Origin of the sequence: Lutibacter sp. (assembly GCF_021647475.1) — a bacterium.
Taxonomy (GTDB): Bacteria; Bacteroidota; Bacteroidia; order Flavobacteriales; family Flavobacteriaceae; genus Lutibacter.
Map to the genome: position 1 here is coordinate 1 of NZ_JAKIUR010000026.1, position 20973 is coordinate 20973.

A 20973-nucleotide genomic window follows, 5' to 3' on the forward strand; every position below is an offset into this window, starting at 1 on the left:
AACTTTTATCAAGAATATTTGCCGTTGTAAATCGTGAAACACCTTATGTGGATTTTATGAAATATGCAGCTTAAAAATTAGTGATAAATTTTAATGTTTTTATTTGTTTTAATCATAGAATACGAGTAATTTTTGATAAAAAATTGTATCGAGAACATCTATTTTTAAATAAAAAACCTATTCTCGATACTAATTTTAAGCCTAAAAAGGCTAAAATTCACTCGAATTGACGAAATTTTATCAAAATGCATAACGGGGTTATATTCAATTAAGTTTTATTGAAAATCAGCATCAGAAACGCCTTCATCAACTTTAGCATCTATTAATTTAAAAGTTACGTCTTGTGGACCAACTTTTGCAGATTTTACTGCAGGAAATTTTATTCCATTAAAATCTTTATAATCACTAAAATTAGCTGTTTGAGTTTGTGTTCTTCCTCCCATAGAAATGGTTTGAGATTCTCTAACCTTTAAACCAGTTTTTACATCAAAATAAATTGCGGTAGAAACAACAGTTCCTTTGGTGGTAATTACATAAGCATCTTTTCCGTTAATAGGTTCAATTCCTGTTAATTTAGAATTTTTATTTTGTAACAAGCCTAATTCTGAAAAAGTACCTAAACCACTCATCATATCTTTAGCCATTGCTTCAGGAAGTGGTTGTTTATTCATGGTAACGCCATTTTTAGTCATCACAACTTTTGCTACCACATTACCACCCATTTTAGTTTCATTGGCATATTTATCAGCAGTTCTTTTTTCAGTACTTTGAATGGTGTTACCCATAGCTGTTGCTTCATAAGTAACTAACGTAGATTTTACATTTTTAATTTTATCTACACCGCCAATAGCATTAAAATAATGATTTAAAACAGTTTGTTTTGTTACTCCTTCAGGTATTGGTTTTGAAAGATCTGGTTTACTGGTTTTATTAGCTTCTTTATCAAAATAATTAATTTTATAAGGTAATTTTTCTAAATTAGGAAGAACATCAAGAGCCTTGCCAACTACAATAATTCTGGCATGGTCTGCACTAAAATATTTTTTAGCAACACGTTGAATATCATCTGCTGTAACTGCATTTATATTTTGTAAATAGGTTTCATAAAAATTTTCAGGCAAGTGATTTTTTCTAATGTTTAAAGCATATCTGGCAATGGTAGCAGGTTTTTCTACATTTCTAACAAAGCTTCCTGTGTAGGCCGCTTTAGCTGTTTTTAATTCTTCATCGGTTACTTTTGTATTTCTAATTTTTTTAATTTCTTTTACAAATTCAACAGCAGAGCTATCTGTAACCATATTTCTAACTTGAGCAGATGCTGAAAATAAAGCAGCAGTTTTATCATCGCTTGATATACGGGAATAAGCACCATAAGTGTAACCTTTATCTTCACGTAAATTTAAAAACAAACGAGCATCTCCGCTTCCACCTAAAATATAATTAGCTAATTTTACGGCAAAATAATCAGGATTACTCATTTTTAAGTTTACCGAGTTTACCATTGCAATGTTTGATTGCACGGCATTTGGCATATTCACAAAATCTATTTCAGTTTTTACAACGTTATTAACGGCAGGTACGGTATAAACAGGAAGAACTCCTTTTTTCCATTTCGCAAAATCATGTTTCACTAATTTTTTAACTTCTTTTAAATTAACATCACCAACAATTACTAAATAGGCATTGTTAGGTTTAAAATAGGTGTTATAGAAATTTTTAACATCATTTAAATTAACATTTTTTACGGATTTTGGAGTTGCAAACTCGCCATAAGGATGGTTTTTACCGTAAGCTAAAGCGTTTTCAACTCTATTAGCAATATTACTAACACTTTTTTCACCACTTTTTAAGTTCTCAATTAACTTATTAGATTCTTTATCAAATTCTTCTTGTGTAAAAACAGGATGCAAAGCAGCATCAGCCATCAACCCTAATACTTTTGGAAAATATTTTGATAAAGACCTCATACTGGCACTTTGGCTTGAAAAATTAATGTTGGCACCTAAATAATCTACTTCTTCATCAAAAGAGTCTTTGCTTAATTTAGCTGTTCCGGTTCCTAATAAGTTACCTGTTAGGTTACTAACACCTGCTTTATCACCTTCAGAAATTAAATTATTATTTAAGGTTAAAGTAGCGGAAACTCTTGGAAGTACATGATTTTCTACAACTAGTACTTTTAAACCATTTTTTAATTCGAAAGTTTCAGGCTTACCAATGTTTATTTTTGGTGCAGGTCCTGGTTTTGGTTGTATGGTTCTATCTATTTGAGCAGACATGGAATATGTCATTAAAAATAGGGTAATAATGGTTATTATTTTGTTTTTCATAATGTCTCTTTTTATTCTTTATCTTTTTTTGGTAAATAGTATAATACTAAACGTTGATTAGGATTTAAGTATTTTTTAGCAACAGCTCTTATTTCTTCTCTGGTAATGGAGTTGTATATATTAATTTCAGTGTTTATTAAATTGGTATCACCATAAAGTAAATAATATTTAGCTAATGAACGTGCTATGCCTTCAACACTTGCATTTGAGTTTACAAAGTTATTTTCAAATTTATTTCTTAATTTTTGAAGCTCTCTTTCTGAAATTAGATTAGTTTGTAGTTTTACAACTTCGTCATTTATTTCTTTAACCAAATCATCTAAAGAAGTTTTTCCAAGTGGAAGTGCTAATATAATATAGGCTCCATAATCTTCTAAAGAATAATTAAATGCCACAACTTGAAGTGCTTTTTTCTTATCATTTACTAATTTTTTATACAATCTAGAGCTTTTCCCCCCGCTTAAAATATCAGAAATCATATCTAAAACTCTAGCATCTCTTGTGGTCATTGCTGGAGTTCTGTATGCAGTAAAAATAGCAGGTATTTGAATGTTTGGATCGTAGAAAGTAGTTTTAATTTCTTTAGTTATTGGTTCTTCTTTAATAGAAGGTTGAATTACTTTTGGTCCAGCAGGAATAGGTTCAAAGTATTCTTTGATTAATTTTTTTGCGGGTGCAATTTTAAAATCTCCAGAAACTACTAACACCGCATTATTAGGAAGGTAGTACTTTTTGTTAAAAGCTCTAAATTCTTTTAAAGTGGCGGCGTCTAAATCAGCCATAGCACCAATGGTAACCCAATGATATGGATGTTTTTTAAATAAATTTTTAAAAATTTGAGCATTCCATTGTCCGTATGGAGCATTATCTACGCGTAATCTTTTTTCTTCTTTAACCACTTCATTTTGGGTGTCAACACCAATTTGGTTAATTATTGGATGCATCATTCTTTCGGACTCCATCCATAGTCCTAACTTCAAATTATTAGAAGGAAAAACTTCATAATAATAAGTTCGGTCTTGTGTGGTATTTGCATTGTTTGTTCCGCCGTTAGAGGAAACAATTTTAAACCAATCTCCTCTTTTTATATTTTTTGTTCCTTCAAATAAAAGATGTTCAAAAAAATGGGCAAATCCTGTTCTACCAACAACTTCGTTTTTTGAGCCTACGTGGTACATCACAGAAGTTGTAACCACAGGTGCTATATTGTCTTGATGTAAAATTACATGCAAGCCATTACTTAAATTGTATTCTTCAAACGATACTTTTTGGGCAAACGTGCCCAAACTTAAAAGTAAGGTTAAGAAACTTAAAAAAAATGTTTTTCTCATAGTTAATGTAGGTTAAGTTAAAATATTTTAGCGTATAGGACGCTTTTATTTATGATTTGTTACAACTTTGAAATGAAATCACAATTAATATTCTTTTGTGTGAAAGAATCATAGCAAGTAACTATATCAAATTTATTAAACTTTATTTAAAGAATATGATATTTTGTAATATTTAACGAAACCTTAGTATTTGACAATATAACTAGTTTAAAATGAGCAGATTTATAAGTTTAAATTTGTTTTGCAAAAAAAGAAAAAAAACTTATATTTGCACCCGCCTTAATCAAAAGGTTATTAATTATTAATAAAGCGAATAAAACAAGACTTATGTACGCAATTGTAGAGATAGCAGGGCAGCAGTTTAAAGTAGCAAAAGACCAAAAAGTTTTTGTGCATCGTTTACAAGAAGAAGAAGGAAACAAAGTTTCTTTTAATAAAGTTCTTCTTTTAGATAACGAAGGTACAGTAACAGTTGGCGCCCCAGCTATAGAAGGAGCCGAAGTAACGGCTAAAATTTTAGGTCACTTAAAAGGTGATAAAGTAATCGTTTTTAAAAAGAAACGAAGAAAAGGATACAGAGTAAAAAATGGTCACAGACAAGCTTTTACTGAAATCCAAATTGAAAGTATTGCTACAAGTGGTGCTAAGAAAAAAGTAGCTAAAAAAGCTGTAGTTAAAAAGGAAGCAACTAAAAAAGCAGAACCAAAAACTGAAGTGGTTGAAAAAACAAGCTCAGATAATCTAAGTTCAAAAACAGTAGCTGAATTAAAAGCTTTGGCTAAAGATAAAGGTATCTCAGGATATACTTCTTTAAAGAAAGCAGAATTAATTGAAGCATTAAAAAAATAAGTACAATTTTAAAACCATAATATCATGGCACATAAAAAAGGAGTAGGTAGTTCGAAGAACGGTAGAGAATCAGAATCTAAACGACTTGGAGTTAAAATATTTGGTGGTCAAGCTGCAATTGCAGGTAATATTATTGTACGCCAAAGAGGAACTCAACATCACCCAGGTGATAATGTATATATGGGAAAAGATCATACTTTACACGCGAAAGTGGATGGTTTGGTACAATTCCGTAAAAGAAAAGACAACAGATCATATGTTTCTATTGAGCCTTTTGAAGCTTAAAAAACATATTTAAATAATTTTAAACTCCTAGACTTATAAGTTTAGGAGTTTTTTATTGGCTATTTTGTACCTTTGTAAACTATGTATTTTATCTATAATATTGTAGTTGTAGTTGCTCAGTTTTTATTGAAAATTATAGCAATTTTCAATAGTAAAATAAGTCTTTTTATTAAAGGAAGAAAAGAAACCTTTTTTAAACTAGAACAAGCAATTTCTAAAAAAGATCGTGTTTTTTGGTTTCACTGTGCTTCATTAGGAGAATTTGAACAAGGAAGACCAATTATTGAGTGTCTAAAAAAAGAAAATCCTGCTATAAAAATTGTAATTACTTTTTTTTCTCCATCAGGATATGAAATAAGAAAAAATTATAAAGTTGCAGATGTAGTTTGTTATTTGCCTTTAGATACCAAAAAGAATGTTCAATTATTCTTAGATGCTATTCATCCAGAATTAGTATTTTTTGTTAAGTATGAATTTTGGCCAAATTATTTAAAAGAACTTAAAAAAAGAAATATTGAAACCTTATTAATATCAGGGATTTTTAGACAAAATCAAATCTTTTTTAAATGGTATGGTGGTTGGATGCGTAACTCGTTAAAAGCATTTTCATATTTTTTTGTTCAAGATAAAAATTCAAAAAAATTATTGAATACTATTCATTTTGAGAATGTTACAGTAAGTGGAGACACTCGTTTTGATAGGGTTTTTGAAATTACCAAACAAAATAATGAATTAGATTTTATAAATAAATTCATAGATAATCACAAAGTTTTAGTTGCGGGTAGTACTTGGAAAGACGATGAATTAATGTTGATAAATTATATAAATAATGAAGCTTCCGAAGAGGATAAATTTATTATTGCACCGCATAATATTCATTCAGAGGATATTCAAAAATTAAAAAATGAAATTAAAAAACCAACCGTTTTATATTCTGAAATGGAGCATAAAAATTTAAAAGATTTTCAGGTTTTTATTATTGATACTGTTGGTATTTTAACTAAAATATATAGTTATGCCACTATTGCATATGTAGGAGGCGGATTTACTAAAACAGGCGTTCATAATGTGTTAGAGCCAGCTACTTTTGGTGTTCCAATACTAATAGGACCTAATTATAATAAATTTAAGGAGGCTATTGAATTAGTAAAAAGTAAATCTTGTTTTGTAGTAAATAATTCCGAGAAATTATCCGTACATTTAAAGAATTTATTTTTGCAAAATGAAACTAGAAAATTAGCAGGAAATGTTGCCAAAAAGTATATTGAAGAACGAACTGGAGCAACAGACAAAATTTTAAAATATTTAAAAGATGAGGGAAAAATTAAGTAACTATTTTTCATTTGTATTTGAAGATGAGTTGATTGATGAAATAGTACAAGTAGGAACCTATAAAAAACTACGTGAAAACGAATTATTAGTGGATTTAGGAGATAAAATGGTCGGTGTACCATTATTATTAGAAGGAGCTATAAAAATTGTTAGAGAAGATAAAAAAGGAGATGAAATATTATTGTACTTCTTAGAAAGAGGTGATACTTGTGCCAGCTCTTTTTCTAGTGCTTTATCTCATAGAAAATGCGGTATAAGAGCCATTGCAGAAAAAGATTCAGAAATTATATTTTTACCTATTGCCAAATTAGATGAATGGTTGGTTAAATATAAATCTTGGAGAAATTTTGTGATTGATAGTTTTAATATTCGTTTAAATGAAATGATGGAAACTATAGATACATTGGCATTTATGAAAATGGATGAGCGTTTGTACAAGTATTTAATGGATAGAGCTCAAATAATGAGAGAAACTGCTTTAACAACAACTCATCAAGACATTGCCTACGATTTACATACTTCAAGAGTCGTAATTTCTAGACTTTTAAAACAATTGGAAAACGAAGGGAAAATTAAATTGCATCGAAATAAAATTGAAATATTAGAATTTTAATTATAAATTGACCACCTAATTTATAATATACTAACTAATTAACTACTTATGGATTTTATTTTGCAGCCTTGGCCGTGGTATGTTGCTGGGCCAATTATTGCGTTAATCATGTTTCTTCTTTTTTATTTTGGCGAACGCTTTGGTGTTTCTTCAAATCTTGAAACTTTTTGTGCCATTGGCGGTGCAGGAAAATTTACCGATTATTTTAAAATAGACTGGAAACAAAACAAATGGAATTTAATGTTTGTAGCTGGTGCCATTACAGGAGGTTTTATTGCTTCAACTTGGTTAACAACTAGCAATGTAGTTGCAATAAACCCTCAAACAGTAAAAGACTTAGCAAATATAGGCATTGAAAATGCTGGGGCAACCTATATGCCGAAAGAAATTTTTAGTATAAGTACAATGTTAACTTTAAAAGGATTTTTAATATTATTAGTTGCTGGTTTAATGGTAGGCTTTGGAGCACGTTGGGCTGGTGGTTGTACTTCAGGTCATGCTATAACGGGTTTAAGTAATTTAGAACTTCCATCACTAATTTCGGTAATCGGATTTTTTATTGGAGGTTTAATTATGACGTGGTATATTCTACCATTGCTATTCTAAAAAAATAAATCAAATGAAAAACATTAAATTTTTTTTAGTAGGTATTCTTTTTGGAATAGTTATGAGCAAAGCCGAGATAATTTCTTGGTATCGAATATATGAAATGTTTAAGTTTCAATCATTCCATATGTATGGCATTATCGGATCTGCTGTTTTAATTGGAATGGTAAGCATGTTTTTATTTCGTAAAAAAGTAGTTAAAACTTTTGAAGGTAAAGAAATTCACGTTCCTCCAAAAAAGAAAGGTTTGTATAGAAATTTATTGGGTGGTATTCTTTTTGGTTTAGGTTGGGCATTGGCAGGTGCTTGTCCAGGACCAATGTTTGTATTGCTTGGGAAAGGTGTAGTATCCATCTTGGTCGTTATTTTTGGAGCTACTTTAGGAGCTTTTTTGTATGGTTTGTTTAAAGATAAAATCCCTCATTAAATCTAATTTGATTCTTATATTTCAAAATATTATTTCTAAAAGTTTATCTAAATTTGTGGAACATGAAGTTAGATGAAATTATAAACCAAAATTTTTCTAATCAATTTGAAAAAAAATTATTAAATGAAATTTCATCTAATGGGATTTTAAAAAATATTGAACCCGATAAAATTTTAGTAGAAGTTCGTAGAGAAATTAATTTTATTCCCATAATTATTTCAGGAATTGTAAAAGTGAAACGACGCGATGGTAAAGGGAATGGAATTTTTATACATTATTTAAGCAAAAATCAAACTAGTGCCATTGCATTAACCTACGCGTTAGAAAGTAAAATTAGCGAAATTAGATTAGAAGCTATGACTGAGGTTACCTATGTTGCCATTCCTACTAAAATAGCAAATGCATGGTTTAGTAAATATGAATCTTGGAGAAAATTTTATACAACTTTAAATCAAAAACAAACTTCTTATTTAATTAATGAAATAAACAGTTTGGCGTTTACAAAAGTTGAAGATAGAGTTATAAAATTTCTAAAATACACTTCACAAGTAACCCAAAATAATTTAATTGAAATGAAGCATTTTGATATTGCTCGTGATTTAAAAGTATCTAGAGAAGCAATTTCCAGAACGCTTAAAAAATTAGAAAATCAGGGAGTTGTTCAGCTTAATCGAAATAAAATTATGTTAAATTTTTAATTATTTCAAGAATTTAACATCAAAATATGATAGATGTCATATATTAATATGAAAAATCATCTTTTATTTGTAAATAATTCAAATTTTTGTAAATATTAAAGTGTATATCCGTTTTGTGTCATATTTCATATTTATACGTCATGCTGAACCTGCCTGACCGGCAGGCAGGCTTGTTTCAGCATCTCATATAGTTTTTACTAATCACCGATTTATATTAATGAGACCCTGAAACAAGTACAGAGTGACGAACATTTTATGATTAATTACGGACAATCAATAATATTAATTAAATTAAGGATAATTAAATCTTTTTATCTGTGAAAAATGAGCTAATGGAAGAACTATATCATTTTAAAAATAAAAATTATAAATTTAATCAAAATGCCTTATTCAAAAAGCTTCTTAAAATAGCTAAAGATAAAAATACAGCTTCATTAATTGAATCAAAAATATTTGATAAAGGCGATTTTTTAGTAAGAGAAAATCAATTGGTAACAGGATTTTATTTTATTTTAAAAGGAAAAATAAAGGTATATAATTCAGGTTCTAAAAATAAAAAACAAATTTTAAAATTAGCAGCAAAAGGAGATTTAATTGGCATATCGGCTTTTAATTCAGCATATTATGGAGCAAGTGCTGTGGCAGAAGAAAAAGTGGAAGCCTATTTTATTACTCCTAAAAATTTAGAAATTTTATTAAGCAAGTATAATGATTTTAGTTTAACACTTATAAAAGCATTGGCAGCCAAAGTTCGTAATTATGAAATTCGTCAAAAGCATTTAAGTTTATTATCTGCTACCGAAAGAGTTATTGATGCTCTTTTGTTAATTTCTGCAAAATTTGGTGTAAAAACAACGGAAGGAATACTAATTGAACATTGCACTTCCAGAAAGGATATTTCTTCATTTTCAAGTGTTTCATTAGAAAACACTATTAGAACGTTAAGCAAACTGCAAAAAATGAATTATATTGATATTGGTTCTAAACTAATTGTAATTAAAAATAAATTGGAACTAGTTAATCTTATAAAAAAATCTTCTTTAATGGATTATAAATCTGAAAATAATTGATGATTATTTTTTGAGATCTATTTTTTAAAAGACAGTTATTGTTAATAATTGACTTTCTTTTTTGAGCGTTACACACCTTATTTCCATAAAATTTTTGTTACAAATAAACCTTCTAAAAGTTGTAACTTTGCATTCAATTTTTTTATCCTATTTTTATATTTATGGAACGAGATAAAAATACCAACTACTAAATTTATTTTATGTTTAATCAATATAGTAAACACAATTTTAGAGAGCTGGAGTTAAAGTTAAAAAAAAGTATAAATTTTAACTTAAACCTTTTAGCTCAAAATAGTAAAACAAAGAATTTATTTTACATTAAAAAATATGAAAAAGATGCTTTTTTATTTGAACAAGGTGAAAAAGTTGACGGAATTTATTTTATAACAAAAGGTAAAGTAAAAATATTTAATACTGAATTTGCTAAATCAACTATTTTAAAATTAGCTTCAAAAGGAGATATTGTAGGGTTATCAAGTTTAAATTTTCAAAAATACTTGTTTAGTGCTTCAGCTTTAAATCACGTAAAAGCTTATTTTATTAGTTTAAAAAACCTGAAAAAAATATTAAAAAGCACACCTAAATTAAGCTTTTTATTAATTAACTATCTTTCTTTAGAGTTGCAGTATTTTGAGCTAAGACAAAAACATAACGCCTTATTTTCAGTAAAAGGAAAAGTGATAGAAGCATTATTAATAATTGCAAATTCCTACGGAAAAAGTACTGAAGAAGGAATTGAAATTACATATTGTATTCAAAGAAAAGAAATTGCCGCTGTTGCAAATACAACTTATGAAACAGTAATAAGAGAATTAAAAAAATTAAAATTAAAAGATGTAATTTCAGTTGAAAATCAGAAAATAGTAATTAAAGATAAAGAATATCTTATAAATTCTTTAAAAAAACATTGCGGTAGTGATGTAGAGAACAAAGATGACAGCTCTTGTTCGTATTTAGATTTTTTATATTAAAATAAAAGTATTTTGGAACTTAAAGATAAATTTGGAAGAAAAATAAGCTATTTACGACTGGCAATTACAGACAGATGTAATTTACGATGCCAATATTGTATGCCAGCTCAAGGAATCAATATTGTAGCTAGAAAAGAGTTGCTTACGTATAAAGAAATGTATCGAATTGTTCGGATACTTTCGGAGTTGGGCGTAAACAAAGTTCGTTTAACAGGCGGAGAGCCATTTGTTAGAAAAGATTTTATACATTTTTTAGAATCCTTATCATTTAATGATAAGTTAAATGAAATAAACATTACCACAAACGGAGCCTTAATTTCTAAACATATTGAAAAATTAGAGGAGCTAAATATAAACAGTATTAACTTAAGTATTGACAGTCTGCAAAAAGAGAAATTTGCAAAAATTACTAGAAGAGATGTTTTTGATAATGTGTATGAAACCTTTTTAGATTTAGAAAAAAGCAAACTGAAATTAAAACTAAATGTAGTAGTTCAATCAGGTTTTAATACCGATGAAATTATTGATTTTGTACAGCTTTCAAAAGATAAAGATATTGCCGTTCGGTTTATAGAAGAAATGCCTTTTAACGGCAAAGGACAACGAAAAATGGATGAAGAGTGGAACTTTAAAAATATCTATAGTTTTATTGAAAATCATTATAAAACTATAAATAAAGTAAAATCTAAAAAATCTTCCACTTCGGTAAACTATCAAATACCAAATTACAAAGGAACCTTTGGAATTATACCAGCTTTTACCCGAACAATTTGTGGCGATTGCAATAGAATTAGAATTACAGCAACCGGACTTTTTAAAAACTGTTTGTTTGATAGCGGTGTTTTTAATGTAAGAGATTTTATAAGAAACGGAGCAACAGATGATGAATTGAAAGATTTATTTATCAACACAGTTCATCATAAACCTGAAAATGGATTTGTGGCAGAAGCCACCAGAGATAACAACGTTTCCGAAAGTATGTCAACCATTGGAGGATAAATTAATTGAAAAGAAATAGAAAATGAGCTTAACTACAGTAAAAGAAGCATTAGCTATCATTTTAAATAATGAGCAAAACTTTGGAACAGAAAATATAGATTTTGAAAAATCATTAGGCAGGGTTTTAAAAGAAGATATTATTGCAGATCGAGATTTTCCTCCATTTGACCGAGTTAGTATGGATGGTATTGCAATAAATATTGATACTTTTAAAAAAGGTCAAACCAATTTTAAAATTGAAGGAATTCAAGCCGCAGGTGATGCTCAAAAAACACTACAAAACACAGCCAATTGTTTAGAAGCAATGACAGGTGCAGTTTTACCAAAAAACACCAATGCTGTTGTTCAATATGAATTATTGAAAATTGAAAACGGAATAGCAACGTTAGAAACAGATGTTATAAAAGATTTTCAAAATATTCATAAAAAAGGATTAGATAGAAAACAAGGAGCTATTTTAATCAAAAAAAACACTAAAATATCAGCTGCAGAAATAGGAGTTTTTGCAACGGTTGGTAAAACTACCGTAAAAGTTGCCAAGCAACCCAAAGTAATGATTATTTCTACAGGTAATGAATTAGTAAAAGTTTCTGAAAAACCTGCAGATTTTCAAATAAGAAGAAGCAATGTATTTACCTTAGTAGCACATTTAAAAAAGTTAAATATAAATGCCCAAACAGCTCATATTGAAGATGATAAAAAAATGTTATCTCAAAAAATTGAAACTTTTTTAAATGAATATGATGTGTTGCTTTTTAGCGGGGCAGTATCTAAAGGTAAACTAGATTTTATCCCGGAAATTTTAAATAATTTAGGCGTTAAAAAATTATTTCACAGAGTAAAACAACGACCAGGAAAACCATTTTGGTTTGGTAAAAAAGTTTATGCTGAGCGGAGTCGAAATGGCAATACTACAGTTTTTGCATTTCCTGGAAATCCAGTTTCAACGTATGTAAGTTGTTTAAAATATTTTTATCCTTGGTATTATAAATCGGTAGGATTAAATTTTGAAAATAAAAATAAAGCAATTTTATCCGAAGATTTTTATTTTAAACCAGATTTAACTTATTTTTTACAAGTTACTTTAAAAAATGTTGATGGAAAACTAATGGCGACTCCAGTTTCAGGAAAAGGTTCTGGTGATTTAGCAAATTTAGTTGATGCTGATGCTTTTTTGGAATTGCCAGATGATAAGAGTAATTTTACAAAAGGAGAAGTTTTTCCAATTATAACGTACAGATAAAATAACCCGTCATTGCGAACGCAGTGAAGCAATCTTTTTATTATGAAAGATAAATTTACTCACATAAACAAAAAAAACAACCCAAAAATGGTAAATGTGGGTGATAAAAAAATCACCAAACGAAAAGCTACGGCTAAAGCTACTATGTTTTTAGGAAGTGAAATTATTGCACATTTTCAGGGAAAAGAATTAATTACCAAAAAAGGACCGGTTTTTCAAACGGCAATTGTTGCTGGAATTCAGGCGGTTAAAAAAACATCAGACCTTATTCCAATGTGTCATCCGTTATTAATTAATGGAACCGATATTGATATTCAAATTATTGATAATGAACACATTGAAATTATTTGCGAAGTTTCTATTGAAGGAAAAACTGGCGTTGAAATGGAAGCGTTAACAGGAGCAAATATTGCTGCTTTAACCGTGTACGATATGTGTAAAGCCATCTCACAAAAAATGGTGATAAAAGAAGTGAAATTAGTGAAAAAATCAGGAGGAAAAAGTGATATAAACAATGGGTAAACATCAAAAACATGCCAAACTAGGTTTACGAAATAATAATAATTTCGCACCAAATGAAATTGCCATTGTGGGTACAAAATGCAATGAAGTTTCTAAATTAGTACAGCAAGTTTCCGAAAAATTAACCAACTACAAATTAGCTTATTTTGATGCGTCTCACTCAAAAGATGAACGTAAACAAAACGTTGAAGAATTCGTTTTTAATGCTAACGGGAATATCACAATCAATAGTATTGGAAACCTAAACAAATTCAATCAAAGAATCCAATTTTCGCAGTACGATTTTGTGTTTATAAACGGAAATCATTATCAGGCAACCAAGCAAATTTTAGTATTGGATAATGAAAAAGAAGCTTCAGTTTTAAAACGATTGGAGCAACTAAATAATATCCAATTTGTAATTAAATTAACTGAAGATGCTAAATATTTTGATTTTTTATTGGAGAAAAATCCACAAATCAAAAATTTAAAATGTTATAAAGTTTCTGAAATTGATAAGATTTCAAAACATATTGAAAATTTAATTCAAGAAAAAATTGCAGCCATTCAAGGATTGGTGTTGGCAGGTGGTAAAAGTACCAGAATGGGAACAGATAAAGGCACATTATATTTTTATGGTAAAAATCAACGAGATGTTGCTATTGAATTGCTTGAAAAAAATCATTTAAAAACATATTTATCCGTTAGAAAAGAACAAGATATTACTATAGAAAATAAAATAGTTGATACTTTTATAGGATTAGGTCCGTTTGGTGCAATTTGTTCCGCATTTCAATCTAATCCAAATGTAGCTTGGTTAGTGCTGGCAACTGATTTGCCTTTTGTAGATGATAAAGTTATTCAAAAATTATTAAAATACAGAAATCCTTCAAAAGCAGCAACTACTATTAAAGGAAAAGGAAAACAATTTCCTGAACCTTTAATTACTCTTTGGGAACCCAAAAGTTATCCATTATTACTCAATTATTTAGCTCAAGGATATTCTTGTCCACGTAAAGTGTTGATTAATTCAGAAGTTGAAATTATTGAAGTAGAGGATGATTTAATTAGAAATATAAATACACCAGAAGAATTTAAAAAAGCCAAAAAAGAAATAAATGAATAATAGTATTCACGTATTAAATGGTGAAAAAACAGCTCAGCAATTTGAAGAAGTCAATTTAATGGGTGAGCGAATTGTTTTTAATGAAATGTTAAATGAAGGACCAATTCATAAAGATATTGGTAGTGATGCTTTTTTTAAATTGCGTTATGCTTATTTTGAAAAAGAATATCAAATAGATAAGCTTGCCTATTTTGATGCTTCCATTAAACCTTTAGTAAAATTAGAAAATGCCGATACTTATAATAAAGTAGTTTTATGGTTCAATTATAATTTGGTTAACCAAATAAATATGTTGGCAGTTTGCACATATTTACTAAAAAACTATAGAAAAGATCATCAATATTATTTAGTTTGTATTGACGAAAAAGAAAAATCGCAATTAATATTTTCTGATAATATTTCGGAAAAATATGAGGAATTGTATCAACATAAAATTAAGTTAAGTAGAAATAATTTAGTGTATGCAAAAGAATGTTGGGATATTTTTGTAAATAATAATAAAGAAGAATTAGAAAACTTCAATTTTAATAAATCAGATAAATTTAAATATCTACAAAAAGCAATTCAACACTATTTAAATGAATTTTCAAACAAAAAAATTGAATAAAATTGATGATAAAAAATTAAAATGTATATCCGTTTTGTATCATATTTATACGTCATGCTGAACCTGCCTGTCGGCAAGGCAGGCTTGTTTCAGAATCTCATGATGATTGTAAATCAACATAATAAAGTGAGACCCTCAAACAAGTTTAGGGTGACGAACATTTTATGATTAATTAAGGACGATCAATAATATTAAATTAAGAATGGAGCTAAACAAAACAAACTATTTTAAACGCCAAACCACTTTGTCAGAAATAGGCGAAAAAGGGCAACAATTATTGCAACAAGCAAAAGTGTTGGTTATTGGTTGTGGAGGTTTGGGGAGTCCAATAGCAATTTATTTGGCAACTAGCGGAGTTGGAGAACTTCATTTGGTAGATTTTGATACCATTTCTATTTCAAACTTACACCGACAAGTTTTTTATAAAGTAGAAGATGTTGAACAATCGAAAGCGAAAATTTTAGCAAATGAAATAAAAAAGAGAGCTCCTTTTACAAAAGTCACATTCTCAGAAATAGCAATTGCAAAAGATTCTATTTTAAATGTACTTTCAAAATATGATGTAATTGTTGAAGCTACCGATAATTTACCTGTAAAATATTTAATAAATGATGCTTGTTTTTTAACAAAAAAACCATTGGTTTATGGTTCGTTATACAAATTTGATGGTTATGTAGCAACGTTTAATGTTTTAAATAAAGATGGAAATTATACGTGTAATTTACGAGATGCTTTTCCAAAAATAGCTACTGATATTCCTAACTGCGAAGAAGCTGGAACGTTAAATCCTATTGTTGGAATAATAGCTTTGTTGCAAGTAAATGAAGTAATAAAATTAATTACTAAAACAGGTAATTTGTTAACCAATACGTTATTGATTTATAATAGTTTAAAAAATTCACAACTTAAAATAAAACTTAAAAAGAACGATGCGTTAAATATTAGTGAGCTGTTTTTAAATTCAGATTATCAGCAAAAATATTGTGCTACACAAAACGCTGAGTTTTTAATTTCATCAAAGGAATTAAAACAAAAATTAGAAAATAATTCTTTAGAAATTATTAGCGTTATTAATAATATTGATATAGAACTTCCTTTTCCAGTAACTCAAAAAATACCATATTCACAATTTGAGATGGATGAATTTAAACCGAACTTCAATAAAAATTATGTGATTATTTGTAAAAAAGGAATTACAAGTTATGATGTAGTAGTAAAATTAAAAGAAAAATATCCATTACTTTCTGTATTGAGTTTATCGGAAGGAATACAAAATTATTAAATGAAAAATCCAGTAGAATTTTATACAACTCAAAAACTATATTTTGAGAGAAAATTAAAAGAGTTAAAACACAAGTTAGCTGTTTCTAGTACAATACGTTTATTTGTTTTTTTAATTGCCGCTTTTGGAATTTATTTCTTTTTTGGAAATTCTAGAATTATGATTTCCATAATTGTAAGCTGGATTATTTTGTTTATATTTTTAATTTTAAGACATAGTAAATTACAATATAAATGGAATTTTAATAAAGAATTACTTCAAATAAATAACACAGAATTAGCTGTTTTAAAAGGTGATTTTAATAGATTAAATGAAGGGAAAGAATTTATAAACCCATCTCATTTTTTTAGTTATGATATAGATTTGTTTGGAAAAGGTTCTTTTTTTCAATACTGTAATAGAACGGTAACAAGTGATGGCAAAAAGGAGTTTGCTGCATATATTACAAAAAACGATATTTCTAATATTGAAGAAAAGCAGTGCGGAATTAAAGAATTGAGTGAAAAATCAAAATGGCGACAACAATTTTCTGCACTAGGTAGTTTAGTAAAAGTTGAATATTCTACTCAAAGTTTAATAAGGTGGATACATAATTACAAAATAGTTTTTCCAAAATATTTGGCAGTTTTGCCATTACTATTTTCAGTAATCTCATTAATCGTAATAATACTTACCAGTTTTCAATTTATTCCAAATAAAATTTTATGGATTTGGTTTTTTATTGGATTAGGAATATCTAGCATGTTTCTAAAAAAAGTAAACATATTGTACAAATATGCTAACAAAACAAAAGATACTTTTAAACAATACCATAAATTGTTAAATGAAATTGAAAACACTTCATTTACATCAACAATTTTAAAAGAAAAACAACTAGAAATTAAAAATGAAACTGAAAAAGCTTCAAAAATAGTTGCTAAATTCTCAAAAATATTAGATGCCTTAGATCAGCGTAATAATTTGATAGTTGGTTTTTTAGGAAACGGATTTTTATTATGGGATTTACAACAAGTTTATAAAATAGAACAATGGATAATTAATTATAAAGAAAAAGTTGAGAAATGGTTTAAAGTTATTGCCTTTTTTGATGCACAAAATTCATTGGCAAATTTCGCATTCAATCATCCAGAATATGAATTTCCAGAAATTCAAAATTCTAAAAATATGATAGAAGCCAAAAATCTAGGACACTTTTTATTGAATGATACTGTTAGAATAAGTAATGATTTTAAAATTGATAAGCACCAATTTTTTATTATTACCGGTGCCAATATGGCTGGGAAAAGTACTTTTTTAAGAACAGTTTCCATGGCAATTGTAATGGCAAATAGTGGTTTGCCCGTTTGTGCCAAAAAATTCAAGTATGCTCCAATAAAACTTATTACCAGTATGCGAACTACAGACTCTTTAGTTGATGATGAATCATATTTTTTCTCTGAATTAAAACGATTAAAGTTTATTGTAGATAAAATAGCAGATAATGAGTATTTTATAATTTTAGATGAAATTTTAAAAGGAACAAATAGTACAGATAAAGCAATTGGCTCTAAAAAATTTATTAGAAAATTAGTCGCTTCAAATTCAACAGGAATTATAGCAACACATGATTTAAGCTTGTGTGAAGTAGAAAAGGAGTTACCAGAAGTTAAAAACTATTATTTTGATGCTGAAATTATAAAGGATGAATTAAATTTTGATTACAAATTAAAAGAAGGAGTTTGTAAAAATATGAATGCTTCTTTTTTGTTAACTAAAATGAAAATAGTTTAAGGATGCGAATTTACCCAAATTTCACCATCATCAAAATACTCTTTTTTCCAAATAGGAACCGTTTCTTTTAAGGTATCAATGGCAAATTCACAAGCTTCAAAAGCAGCTTTTCTATGCGCTGAAGATACTGCAATAATTACAGGAACTTCACCTATCTTTAATTTACCAACAGCATGATGTATTGCAATTTTATAAATGGGAAATAGTGTTAAAGCTTTATCGGCTATTTTTTGTAGTTCTTTAACCGCCATAGGCTCATATGCACTAAATTCAAGTAAGTTTACGGTTTTATTTTTAGTAGAATTTCTTACTGTTCCTACAAATAACACTACGCCACCACAAGAAGCATCATCAACAAAATTAGTGCAATCTTGTAAATTTAACGTATCGGATGTTATTTTTATAGATGTTCTTTCAATCATTATTTTAACTATAATTTATACAAATTTACAAATCTAAAGTCTATTATTGCAAAATCTTTAATTTTAAGGAAATCAAATGAAAAATACATTTAGAGTTATTAGTTTGTTAGAAGGTTTGTCATTTATATTATTGTTATTTATTGCAACTCCAATAAAATATTTAGTAGATAATGATACGTACGTAAAAATGCTAGGTATGCCACACGGAATATTATTTCTTACTTATGTTATATTGGTAGTTATGTTGAAATATGAATTAAAGTGGAAAACTAAAACTTTTTGGATAATTCTTGGAGCATCACTAGTTCCGTTTGGAACATTTTATATTGATAAGAAATATCTTAGAAACTAACCACCACTAACAGGTGGAATAATAGCAACAACATCACCATCTTTTATAATTAATTCGTCATTTGCATATTCTTCATTTACTGCAATTACAAATTCGTTTATATTTTTCAATACCTTATAATCACTTACTAATTGTTCTTTAAACTTTTGAATACTAATGGGTTTATCAATTTTATAGTCCAAACTATTGTCTCCAACCAAATCAGCTGTAATCCCAAAAAATAAAAGTTGAATTGTCATTAATAATGTATAAATTTATACAAAGATAAGCCAAATTTTAATAAAGGATATTCCCACTATTTATATTTAATCTAAATAATATTCAATGTGATTCTAATCACAATACTAATACTATCAATAATTAAATTTGTTGAATGCTAACTTTAAAATAAAATATGAAGTACGGTTTTATTATTGACAATCGTAAATGTATTGGTTGTCATGCTTGTACAACAGCTTGTAAATCAGAACACGATGTGGCTATTGGTGTTAACAGAACCTATGTTAAACAAATAGAAAAAGGAGAATTTCCAGATACAAGGCGAATTTTTTCTGTAATGCGATGCAATCATTGTACAGATGCTCCTTGTGTAGAAATTTGTCCGGTGGAAGCATTATATACACGTGAAGATGGTATTGTAGATTTTGATAACAACCGTTGTATTGGTTGTAAATCTTGTATGCAAGCTTGTCCGTATGATGCATTATACATTGATCCTGATACCAACACAGCAGCAAAATGTAATTATTGTGCACACAGAGTTGATGTTGGTAGAGAGCCTGCTTGTGTTTCTGTTTGTCCTGAACACGCAATTATTGCAGGAGATATGGAAAATCCAACTACTGAGATTTCTCAATTATTGGCACGCCAAGCAGTAAAAGTTAGAAAACCAGAAAAAGGAACAAAGCCAAACTTATTTTATATTGATGCTGATGATGCTTCATTAGTTCCTGAAGCTACGGATAAATCAGGGCCAAGTTTATGGAGCTCACAAGCTCGTGGTGTTGGGCATTTTGCAAAAGCGGCTGAAAAAATGATGCATACAAATGATGATGTAGATTTATTGCAAATGACAATAAATAATGAAATTGAAGCAGCATATCAAAAGAAAGAAAGTGAGAATCCAAATTATATTGATGTGTTAACAGGCAAAGCACGTAGAGTTTATGATACACCAGATAAAGGGATTTTATGGGGTTGGGAAGTTTCAACCTACGTATTTACAAAGGCAATTGCCGCAGGTGCATTTTTAATTCCATTTATAGCTATAATGCTTGGCTATGAGGTTTCTTCAACAGCTAAATTATGGTCGGCAGGAATTTCATTAACATTTTTAGCATTAACAGGATTATTCTTGGTGATGGACTTAGATAGACCAGATCGTTTTTTAAATGTTTTGTTACGTCCACAATGGAACTCTTGGTTGGTAAAAGGTGGTTATACAATTACTGTTTTCGGATTGTTGGTAACCGTTTGGGGAGCAATGACATTTTTTAATATAAATACAGGAGAAACTATTTTACTGTGGGTTACAGCTGTTTTTGCCGTACTGTTAGCAATTTATACGGCATTCTTATTTGCACAAGCAAAAGGGCGTGATTTTTGGCAAAGTCCAACATTACCATTGCATATGTTAGTGCACAGTGTTATGGCAGGTGCTTCCATTTTTATAATAGCTGCTTTAATTTTTGGAAACGAAGATTGGATGAGTATTCTAAAAAACACCATGATAATTGCATTGGTTGTTAATTTATTTACGCTAGTAACAGAACTAACAATTACACACCCAACAACAGCCGCAAAAACGGTTGTTAAAATGATTACTAAAGGACGATATAAAAATCTATTTTGGATAGGAGTTGTGTTTGTAGGAAATGTATTGCCATTAGTATTACTGTCATTCCGAGGAATCGAGGAATCTCTTGATGGAAGTATATTAACAATCGTAGCAATATTAATGTTATTAGGAATTTACGCAACAGAAAAAATCTGGATTGAAGCACCTCAAAGAATTCCGTTAGCTTAGATTCTTCGTAATTCTAAAAGTGGAATTTTAAATGAAAAAATTAAATATTAAAATATCGAAATCTAAAAGTTTGAAAAGCAAAGTTCAAAAGCTGAAAGGTGATGATTTGTCATTCCTGCGAAGGCAGGAATCC

At 28.6% G+C, this 20973-nt stretch carries 22 protein-coding genes; 18 read left to right on the top strand and 4 right to left on the bottom strand.

Annotated elements, in window-relative coordinates:
• Positions 1–275 precede the first annotated feature (275 nt).
• Together L3J60_RS07670 and L3J60_RS07675 are read right to left on the bottom strand one after the other, a co-directional pair.
• The gene (locus tag L3J60_RS07670) at positions 276–2330 is read right to left on the bottom strand and encodes a pitrilysin family protein (RefSeq protein ID WP_291974910.1); all 2055 of its coding nucleotides are present in this window, start codon (positions 2328–2330) and stop codon (positions 276–278) included.
• Between the two features lie 11 nt (positions 2331–2341).
• Positions 2342–3661, bottom strand: a complete 1320-nt coding sequence (locus L3J60_RS07675; protein WP_291974911.1) for a pitrilysin family protein — start codon at positions 3659–3661, stop codon at positions 2342–2344.
• A gap of 327 nt (positions 3662–3988) precedes the next feature.
• Here L3J60_RS07675 and rplU point away from each other — a divergent pair, with 327 nt between their 5' ends.
• The 16 genes from rplU (at position 3989) to L3J60_RS07755 (ending at position 18040) form a co-directional block, all read left to right on the top strand.
• Positions 3989–4510 carry a 50S ribosomal protein L21 gene (gene rplU, locus L3J60_RS07680; protein WP_291974912.1) on the top strand — a complete coding sequence of 174 codons (522 nt, stop codon included), beginning with the start codon at positions 3989–3991 and terminating at the stop codon, positions 4508–4510.
• A 24-nt stretch (positions 4511–4534) separates the two neighbouring features.
• A complete protein-coding gene (gene rpmA / locus L3J60_RS07685; protein ID WP_291974913.1) occupies positions 4535–4795 on the top strand; it encodes a 50S ribosomal protein L27 in 261 nt (86 codons plus the stop codon).
• An 81-nt stretch (positions 4796–4876) separates the two neighbouring features.
• A complete protein-coding gene (locus L3J60_RS07690) occupies positions 4877–6127 on the top strand; it encodes a glycosyltransferase N-terminal domain-containing protein (RefSeq protein WP_291974914.1) in 1251 nt (416 codons plus the stop codon).
• Positions 6108–6740 carry a Crp/Fnr family transcriptional regulator gene (locus tag L3J60_RS07695; protein WP_291974915.1) on the top strand — a complete coding sequence of 211 codons (633 nt, stop codon included), beginning with the start codon at positions 6108–6110 and terminating at the stop codon, positions 6738–6740. The genes L3J60_RS07690 and L3J60_RS07695 overlap by 20 nt, the downstream gene beginning before the upstream one ends.
• A gap of 48 nt (positions 6741–6788) precedes the next feature.
• A complete protein-coding gene (locus L3J60_RS07700; RefSeq protein ID WP_291974916.1) occupies positions 6789–7346 on the top strand; it encodes a YeeE/YedE thiosulfate transporter family protein in 558 nt (185 codons plus the stop codon).
• Positions 7347–7359: 13 nt separating this feature from the next.
• Positions 7360–7773, top strand: coding sequence for a DUF6691 family protein (locus L3J60_RS07705; protein WP_291974917.1), 414 nt, complete (start codon positions 7360–7362; stop codon positions 7771–7773).
• A gap of 62 nt (positions 7774–7835) precedes the next feature.
• Complete coding sequence (locus L3J60_RS07710) at positions 7836–8471, top strand: Crp/Fnr family transcriptional regulator (protein ID WP_291974918.1); 636 nt, start codon at positions 7836–7838, stop codon at positions 8469–8471.
• A 332-nt stretch (positions 8472–8803) separates the two neighbouring features.
• A complete protein-coding gene (locus L3J60_RS07715; protein ID WP_291974919.1) occupies positions 8804–9541 on the top strand; it encodes a Crp/Fnr family transcriptional regulator in 738 nt (245 codons plus the stop codon).
• Positions 9542–9741: 200 nt separating this feature from the next.
• Positions 9742–10512, top strand: a complete 771-nt coding sequence (locus L3J60_RS07720; protein ID WP_291974920.1) for a Crp/Fnr family transcriptional regulator — start codon at positions 9742–9744, stop codon at positions 10510–10512.
• A gap of 12 nt (positions 10513–10524) precedes the next feature.
• Positions 10525–11511, top strand: coding sequence for a GTP 3',8-cyclase MoaA (moaA, locus tag L3J60_RS07725; protein ID WP_291974921.1), 987 nt, complete (start codon positions 10525–10527; stop codon positions 11509–11511).
• 22 nt (positions 11512–11533) lie between these two features.
• Positions 11534–12754, top strand: a complete 1221-nt coding sequence (locus L3J60_RS07730; protein WP_291974922.1) for a molybdopterin molybdotransferase MoeA — start codon at positions 11534–11536, stop codon at positions 12752–12754.
• A gap of 42 nt (positions 12755–12796) precedes the next feature.
• Positions 12797–13276, top strand: coding sequence for a cyclic pyranopterin monophosphate synthase MoaC (gene moaC, locus L3J60_RS07735; RefSeq protein ID WP_291974923.1), 480 nt, complete (start codon positions 12797–12799; stop codon positions 13274–13276).
• Complete coding sequence (locus tag L3J60_RS07740; protein WP_291974924.1) at positions 13269–14381, top strand: NTP transferase domain-containing protein; 1113 nt, start codon at positions 13269–13271, stop codon at positions 14379–14381. The genes moaC and L3J60_RS07740 overlap by 8 nt, the downstream gene beginning before the upstream one ends.
• Positions 14374–14988, top strand: a complete 615-nt coding sequence (locus L3J60_RS07745) for a DUF1835 domain-containing protein (protein WP_291974925.1) — start codon at positions 14374–14376, stop codon at positions 14986–14988. Before L3J60_RS07740 ends, L3J60_RS07745 begins: the two co-directional genes overlap by 8 nt.
• A 202-nt stretch (positions 14989–15190) precedes the next feature.
• On the top strand, positions 15191–16270 hold the full coding sequence (locus L3J60_RS07750) for a HesA/MoeB/ThiF family protein (protein ID WP_291974926.1): 1080 nt from the start codon (positions 15191–15193) through the stop codon (positions 16268–16270).
• Entirely contained in the window at positions 16271–18040 is a 1770-nt protein-coding gene (locus L3J60_RS07755) for a DNA mismatch repair protein MutS (protein WP_291974927.1), read from the top strand.
• On the opposite strand, the gene L3J60_RS07760 is transcribed toward L3J60_RS07755, so the two are convergent.
• Positions 18037–18459 carry a molybdenum cofactor biosynthesis protein MoaE gene (locus tag L3J60_RS07760; RefSeq protein WP_291974946.1) on the bottom strand — a complete coding sequence of 141 codons (423 nt, stop codon included), beginning with the start codon at positions 18457–18459 and terminating at the stop codon, positions 18037–18039. The genes L3J60_RS07755 and L3J60_RS07760 overlap by 4 nt on opposite strands.
• A gap of 79 nt (positions 18460–18538) precedes the next feature.
• On the opposite strand from L3J60_RS07760, the gene L3J60_RS07765 reads away from it, so the two are divergent.
• On the top strand, positions 18539–18814 hold the full coding sequence (locus L3J60_RS07765) for a DUF3817 domain-containing protein (RefSeq protein WP_291974928.1): 276 nt from the start codon (positions 18539–18541) through the stop codon (positions 18812–18814).
• Here the strand turns inward: L3J60_RS07765 and L3J60_RS07770 are convergent.
• On the bottom strand, positions 18811–19053 hold the full coding sequence (locus L3J60_RS07770) for a MoaD/ThiS family protein (protein ID WP_291974929.1): 243 nt from the start codon (positions 19051–19053) through the stop codon (positions 18811–18813). The genes L3J60_RS07765 and L3J60_RS07770 overlap by 4 nt on opposite strands.
• 155 nt (positions 19054–19208) lie before the next feature.
• On the opposite strand from L3J60_RS07770, the gene nrfD reads away from it, so the two are divergent.
• Complete coding sequence (gene nrfD, locus L3J60_RS07775) at positions 19209–20840, top strand: NrfD/PsrC family molybdoenzyme membrane anchor subunit (protein WP_291974930.1); 1632 nt, start codon at positions 19209–19211, stop codon at positions 20838–20840.
• The last annotated feature ends 133 nt before the right edge of the window (positions 20841–20973 follow it).

Bases quoted from the DNA above. Each gene is read 5' to 3' on its own strand.
- L3J60_RS07670 (WP_291974910.1), bottom strand. From the start codon at position 2,330: ATGAAAAACAAAATAATAACCATTATTACCCTATTTTTAATGACATAT.
- L3J60_RS07675 (WP_291974911.1), bottom strand. From the start codon at position 3,661: ATGAGAAAAACATTTTTTTTAAGTTTCTTAACCTTACTTTTAAGTTTG.
- rplU (WP_291974912.1), top strand. From the start codon at position 3,989: ATGTACGCAATTGTAGAGATAGCAGGGCAGCAGTTTAAAGTAGCAAAA.
- rpmA (WP_291974913.1), top strand. From the start codon at position 4,535: ATGGCACATAAAAAAGGAGTAGGTAGTTCGAAGAACGGTAGAGAATCA.
- L3J60_RS07690 (WP_291974914.1), top strand. From the start codon at position 4,877: ATGTATTTTATCTATAATATTGTAGTTGTAGTTGCTCAGTTTTTATTG.
- L3J60_RS07695 (WP_291974915.1), top strand. From the start codon at position 6,108: ATGAGGGAAAAATTAAGTAACTATTTTTCATTTGTATTTGAAGATGAG.
- L3J60_RS07700 (WP_291974916.1), top strand. From the start codon at position 6,789: ATGGATTTTATTTTGCAGCCTTGGCCGTGGTATGTTGCTGGGCCAATT.
- L3J60_RS07705 (WP_291974917.1), top strand. From the start codon at position 7,360: ATGAAAAACATTAAATTTTTTTTAGTAGGTATTCTTTTTGGAATAGTT.
- L3J60_RS07710 (WP_291974918.1), top strand. From the start codon at position 7,836: ATGAAGTTAGATGAAATTATAAACCAAAATTTTTCTAATCAATTTGAA.
- L3J60_RS07715 (WP_291974919.1), top strand. From the start codon at position 8,804: ATGGAAGAACTATATCATTTTAAAAATAAAAATTATAAATTTAATCAA.
- L3J60_RS07720 (WP_291974920.1), top strand. From the start codon at position 9,742: ATGTTTAATCAATATAGTAAACACAATTTTAGAGAGCTGGAGTTAAAG.
- L3J60_RS07730 (WP_291974922.1), top strand. From the start codon at position 11,534: ATGAGCTTAACTACAGTAAAAGAAGCATTAGCTATCATTTTAAATAAT.
- moaC (WP_291974923.1), top strand. From the start codon at position 12,797: ATGAAAGATAAATTTACTCACATAAACAAAAAAAACAACCCAAAAATG.
- L3J60_RS07740 (WP_291974924.1), top strand. From the start codon at position 13,269: ATGGGTAAACATCAAAAACATGCCAAACTAGGTTTACGAAATAATAAT.
- L3J60_RS07745 (WP_291974925.1), top strand. From the start codon at position 14,374: ATGAATAATAGTATTCACGTATTAAATGGTGAAAAAACAGCTCAGCAA.
- L3J60_RS07750 (WP_291974926.1), top strand. From the start codon at position 15,191: ATGGAGCTAAACAAAACAAACTATTTTAAACGCCAAACCACTTTGTCA.
- L3J60_RS07755 (WP_291974927.1), top strand. From the start codon at position 16,271: ATGAAAAATCCAGTAGAATTTTATACAACTCAAAAACTATATTTTGAG.
- L3J60_RS07765 (WP_291974928.1), top strand. From the start codon at position 18,539: ATGAAAAATACATTTAGAGTTATTAGTTTGTTAGAAGGTTTGTCATTT.
- L3J60_RS07770 (WP_291974929.1), bottom strand. From the start codon at position 19,053: ATGACAATTCAACTTTTATTTTTTGGGATTACAGCTGATTTGGTTGGA.
- nrfD (WP_291974930.1), top strand. From the start codon at position 19,209: ATGAAGTACGGTTTTATTATTGACAATCGTAAATGTATTGGTTGTCAT.